This window comes from Acidithiobacillus sp., from assembly GCF_027322205.1.
Lineage (GTDB): Bacteria > Pseudomonadota > Gammaproteobacteria > Acidithiobacillales > Acidithiobacillaceae > Acidithiobacillus.
The window spans coordinates 1-4,433 of sequence record NZ_DAHVHY010000103.1 but is presented as its reverse complement, the minus strand read 5'-3'; the positions used below and the strand labels follow the sequence as shown (position 1 = coordinate 4,433).

General features: G+C 56.8%; 7 protein-coding genes. All 7 read right to left on the bottom strand.

Annotated elements, in window-relative coordinates; translation table 11 throughout:
* Nucleotides 1-583 (bottom strand): ferritin-like domain-containing protein (locus tag M7F93_RS11120; protein ID WP_298173406.1); only part of this gene is annotated, 583 nt, incomplete at its 3' end.
* A 117-nt stretch (nucleotides 584-700) separates the two neighbouring features.
* Entirely contained in the window at nucleotides 701-2,212 is a 1,512-nt protein-coding gene (locus tag M7F93_RS11115; protein ID WP_298173404.1) for an outer membrane protein assembly factor BamB family protein, read from the bottom strand.
* Between the two features lie 529 nt (nucleotides 2,213-2,741).
* Nucleotides 2,742-3,017: a DUF2442 domain-containing protein gene (locus M7F93_RS11110; protein WP_298173401.1), complete on the bottom strand. Its 276-nt coding sequence runs from the start codon at nucleotides 3,015-3,017 to the stop codon at nucleotides 2,742-2,744.
* On the bottom strand, nucleotides 2,989-3,228 hold the full coding sequence (locus M7F93_RS12000) for a DUF4160 domain-containing protein (protein ID WP_366144779.1): 240 nt from the start codon (nucleotides 3,226-3,228) through the stop codon (nucleotides 2,989-2,991). Before M7F93_RS12000 ends, M7F93_RS11110 begins: the two co-directional genes overlap by 29 nt.
* A gap of 45 nt (nucleotides 3,229-3,273) precedes the next feature.
* Nucleotides 3,274-3,456 (bottom strand): hypothetical protein, encoded by a 183-nt coding sequence (locus tag M7F93_RS11105; RefSeq protein ID WP_298173398.1) that lies wholly within the window; start codon nucleotides 3,454-3,456, stop codon nucleotides 3,274-3,276.
* Between the two features lie 23 nt (nucleotides 3,457-3,479).
* Entirely contained in the window at nucleotides 3,480-3,773 is a 294-nt protein-coding gene (locus M7F93_RS11100) for a type II toxin-antitoxin system RelE/ParE family toxin (RefSeq protein ID WP_298173395.1), read from the bottom strand.
* Nucleotides 3,770-3,994, bottom strand: coding sequence for an addiction module protein (locus tag M7F93_RS11095; RefSeq protein ID WP_298173393.1), 225 nt, complete (start codon nucleotides 3,992-3,994; stop codon nucleotides 3,770-3,772). The genes M7F93_RS11100 and M7F93_RS11095 overlap by 4 nt, the downstream gene beginning before the upstream one ends.
* Nucleotides 3,995-4,433: the final 439 nt, after the last annotated feature.

The following is a 4,433-nucleotide window of genomic DNA, read 5'->3' as shown; positions in this document are numbered from 1 at the left end:
CCAGCACGGCGGCCGCTTCCGCATCCCCTGCGGCCAGCAGCCGTTCACGCATGGCCGGGGTGACATCCAGCCCCCGCGCCTCCAGCACCCGCGGCACCAGCGCCATGCGCACCAGCGGGTCCGCCGCCGTGTCCAGGGCCATTTCCCAGAGACCATCGTGGGCGGGCAAGTCACCATAGTCACCCCCGAGTCGCCGCAACTGCTGACGCAGGAGGACGAAATGCTCCGCCTCCTCCTGCGCCACCCGCAACCAGTCGCGGTAGAAATCCTCAGGAAGACCGGGGAAGCGATAGAGGGCATCCAGAGCCAGGTTGATGGCATTGAATTCAATGTGCGCCAGGGCGTGCAACAAAGCGAAGCGGCCTGCCTGCGTATGCAGGGCGCGGCGCTTGGGCAAGTCTTTGGGACCCACCAGCAGGGGATGGCTCGGTCGCCCCGGTGTGGCGGAAAGGGGTGGGGCCGAAACTTCCGGCATGGGCGCCAGCGGCCAGTGCAAGGCCCTTACTTGCTCTACTTTTTGTTGTGGATCAGCAGCATAGAGGGCCGCGCCCACAGCGGCCCAAGCCTGTGTATCTGCCTGCATATCAGTCCCTCGTCACGCCGTCACGACCTTCGCCAGCCCGGCTGAGCCAGTCCACGACCGCGAAAGAGGAAGAAGTATAGCAGGGTATGGGTGATTTCCTGCGCAACACTCCCTGAGTTACGACGGATGGGCGTTGAATTGCGGATTTACATCACGAACGGGGACGGCGTTGATCCAGTCCCAAGAGTTGCCCAGATATATGGTGCCACCGACGATGGTCGGATTGACGATGCCAAAACGCCCACCGACCTTGTATTGATGGATCATCTTCCCGTTCTTCGGATCGACGGCATAAATATCCGGTCCCGTGGAAATATACAGGGTATGATCATAGTAGGTCGGCGCGCCGCGACCGGCACCAGCCGGGCCGGGGTTGGGCACATGCCAAGTCCACGCCACCTTACCGGTATGCAAGTCAATGGCTTCATAAGCGGACGTGACCGGTGAACCCACATAGACCGTATGATCATGAATCATTGGCACGCCCCCCTTGAATGCCGGCACTCTTGATCCGCGTCCCATGTCATCGGTCCACAGGACCTTGCCATTACGCGCATCGAAAGCCCGCACTAGGGTGGTCATGGTGGGTTTACCCTGGATCATCTGCGGATTTGCCACCGAATCCATGACCACGATGCCATCCGCCACAGCGGGCGGCACATCCCCCATGCCCGTATTCACGGCACCGGGAATTTCGCCTTTCCATAATACCTTGCCCGTCCGCACATTCAGGGCATACAGACCAGGAATGACGGACATGGAGACGTAGACTTTTCCATCCCACACGATGGGGCTGGACATGTTGGCGATACCGCCGACATGGGTACGCCACATTTTCCGGCCATCCGCTGAACGGATGCGATAAATGTTGCCATCTCCGGTGCTGATGAAGAGGGAATGATCGGCGTAGGCTGGGGTCGGCATGGCGTCACCAGCGGTTTTGAAACTCCAGAGCAGTTTGCCGTTGGTTCGGTCCAGACAGAATATCCCGTTGTAGCTGATGTCCTTGCCGCGCCCCGCTTGGGCCGGGTGCTTGGCGTATTTCATCACGTTGGCGAAGTTGAAGGATACGCTTCCGGCAGACAGGTACACATGCGTACCGACCACCAGCGGATTGCCCATCAGCGTATTGGCGACCGGGCTGGTTCTCCAGATCAGTTTGCCCGTCCGCGCATTGACGGCATAGGCGAACATGTCATCGCTCTCGGCGTACACCACGCCCTTGACGACAGAGACCCCGAGCGCATTACCATAAAACTGGGTCTGCACCGGCAGGGCCTCTTTGATGCCATAGACCTTTTCCCCATAAGGATGCGGGTCGCTCAACGGCCAGGCCCGGGCCTCCGGGAAATTCCAGCGTACGCCCTCACGAATCCAGGCCGGCGCGCTGGCGGCAACCGGAAAGGCGGCATTATGTTGCGGGTTACCATAGGCATGGGTCCACGCCGTGGGGCCGACCTGATCGACGGGTGCGGGGGCATTTTGCGGCAGGTACAGGACGGCAAAGGGGCTCTGCGGATCTAACGCGTTGTTGACCGGGTCCAGCGGGACCGTGGCGGTCTGCGCCCAGGCCGTGCCGGATATTAACGTACATGTTGCGGATAAAACGACAGCTTTGCGGATTTTCATTTTATCTCCTCAAGAAAGGGAAGCACCTGCGCGCAGTTAAAAATTTATCAATCAGAAATAAATCATATAACCAACTAATAAATTGTTATTAATCATGCAGTACTCGCACATTAGGCAGGTCAATTGATCGCGTCAAGGGTAAAAATTGTAACATGGTGAAACAGTGTTACAATTGGTTACATATAATGATGAAAATCACTCTATATAATGCATTATATGGTTATTCCGCGTTATATGGATTCGCATGGCGCATCACTTTTGGCGCGTCCCGCTTGAACGAGTGGTTGGACTGGGTAGCGACTCAACAAGGCGTCCCCCTCCCACACCACCGTGCATACGGGACTGTACACGGCGGTTCAATGAACAGTTTCCTGCCATCCTGCGAGGGATGGCAGACCTAAACTGCGGAAGAACCTCGCTGGCAAGGCCAGCGATAGCACCGGGGTTTTTCGACAGGCGCCACAGGCAGTGAGCGCTTTTGCTGGTGTTCCATGCTTCGCGCACAGATACGCCCCCGGTGCCAGGGTAGTTACGTGTCATGCCCGGCACATACGTGTGAATTGGAAATCAACGGGAACAAAGCTGGGTTGCGGATAGACTCAACCGCAAGGTCGACATCTAGCATGGACCAATAAAGATGATTGGGGGACAGCAATTCAACCGTGGTGATTTGCTCAACCGTGGCGTGTTTGAACCACGGAAACTCAGCATATGAGACAAAAAGTTCATCGTTGTCCACAAGTAGCCAGAAGCCCTTGCTTGATACCAACGAAACTTCAATTTCTGAAGTGGCTATGCCAGGCATGGATGATCTCCTCGTGATGGGCATGAACCAGAGCCAACGCCTCGCCGACCTGTTTTTGAGAAAGCCCTTGGTTTAATGCCAACTCAATTTCTGGCTCCAACCAAAATTTGGCCTCACCATCGGTATGAGTAACATGGACGTGTATTCGCGGTTCTTCGCGTGAAAAGAAGAAAAAGCGAAATGCCCCTTGACGGAAAATAGTAGGCGCCATGCGTCAAGTTTAGCAGCTAGCCATGAGAATGCCCAACGTTTGAATTCACCGGCGCTGCGCGGAGGATGCGGTGGCAAGTGCCAAGCGGGCATGAGCGACTGCAGAAATCTCGGGGCAATGAACACGGGCACGAATGCCCGCCTTCATTTCGCGCACCGACGCTAGCAGTTCAGCACCAATGTCAATTTTGGGCTGGCGGCCCACAGGCTTTTGTTTGGCTTTACGCATTTTCAATCTCCTCTTTGTGCGTACTACTTCCGTTGCGCCCAGTAGCCGGGACGACGCCTGTGATGCGCCACGGCGAGAATTCGAAGCTCCTCTGCGGTGACCTGATAGATGATGCTATATGGGAATCGACGGAGGATATATCGCCGGCGCTTGCTTCGGAACACAGCACCGAGCAGAGGGTTGTCCAGAACGAGATTGGCCGTTCGTTCAAACTCAGCCACAAGCGCGAGACCAAGCTCGACACCCGCCTTCAGCGTATAGAATGCTGCTGCGTCGTGCAGTTCGGCGAGCGCCGGTGGAGTAACGACGAGCTTCACTTCAGCGCTGCACGGACCTGTGCCAGAGCGTCAGCAATCGGAATGACTTGCAACACCCCACTTTCGATGTCAGCAATTCTGCGCTCGGTTTCGGCGGCCCACGCTTCCTCAATCTCGGAATCTTCGTCGAGACTAGCGAGCAATAGCTGAGCGAAAGCTGCGCGCTCCCCTGCAGTTAGTTTCAGGGCTTCGGCTTCGAGCAATTCGAGTTGATTTCCCATGGCTAATGTCTCCGTAAAGATAATATTAAGTTATACCGTGAGGTTGGTGCCGAGTGAAGGGGAAATGTCCAACGAGATGCCCAATCGGGATGGGGGAAGACCTCGCGATCTTGCCCCTCCCACACCACCGTGCATACGGGACCGTACACGGCGGTTCAATGAACCATTTCCTGTCATTCCGCGAGGGATGGCAGACCTAAACTGCGGAAGAACCTCGCTGGCAGGACCAGCGATAGCGCCGGGGTTTTCGACAGGCGCCACGGGCCGTGTGCACTTTTACTGGTGTTCCATGCTTCGCGCACTGACACACCGCGTTTGCGCAATTCCCGATAACCCGCCCTTCCCCATTGCTTCCAGCGGAATTGACGCGGAGGGTCCGCCGTGACCAGTCACGGATTCATCCTGCGGCCGTGCCGCAGCCTGCCGGGGCAGATTGTCA

What these genes read in the sequence shown, in the direction of transcription:
- M7F93_RS11095 (WP_298173393.1), bottom strand. Translation starts at nt 3,994, where the DNA reads ATGGGAAATCAACTCGAATTGCTCGAAGCCGAAGCCCTGAAACTAACT.
- M7F93_RS11115 (WP_298173404.1), bottom strand. Translation starts at nt 2,212, where the DNA reads ATGAAAATCCGCAAAGCTGTCGTTTTATCCGCAACATGTACGTTAATA.
- M7F93_RS11105 (WP_298173398.1), bottom strand. Translation starts at nt 3,456, where the DNA reads ATGCGTAAAGCCAAACAAAAGCCTGTGGGCCGCCAGCCCAAAATTGAC.
- M7F93_RS12000 (WP_366144779.1), bottom strand. Translation starts at nt 3,228, where the DNA reads ATGGCGCCTACTATTTTCCGTCAAGGGGCATTTCGCTTTTTCTTCTTT.
- M7F93_RS11110 (WP_298173401.1), bottom strand. Translation starts at nt 3,017, where the DNA reads ATGCCTGGCATAGCCACTTCAGAAATTGAAGTTTCGTTGGTATCAAGC.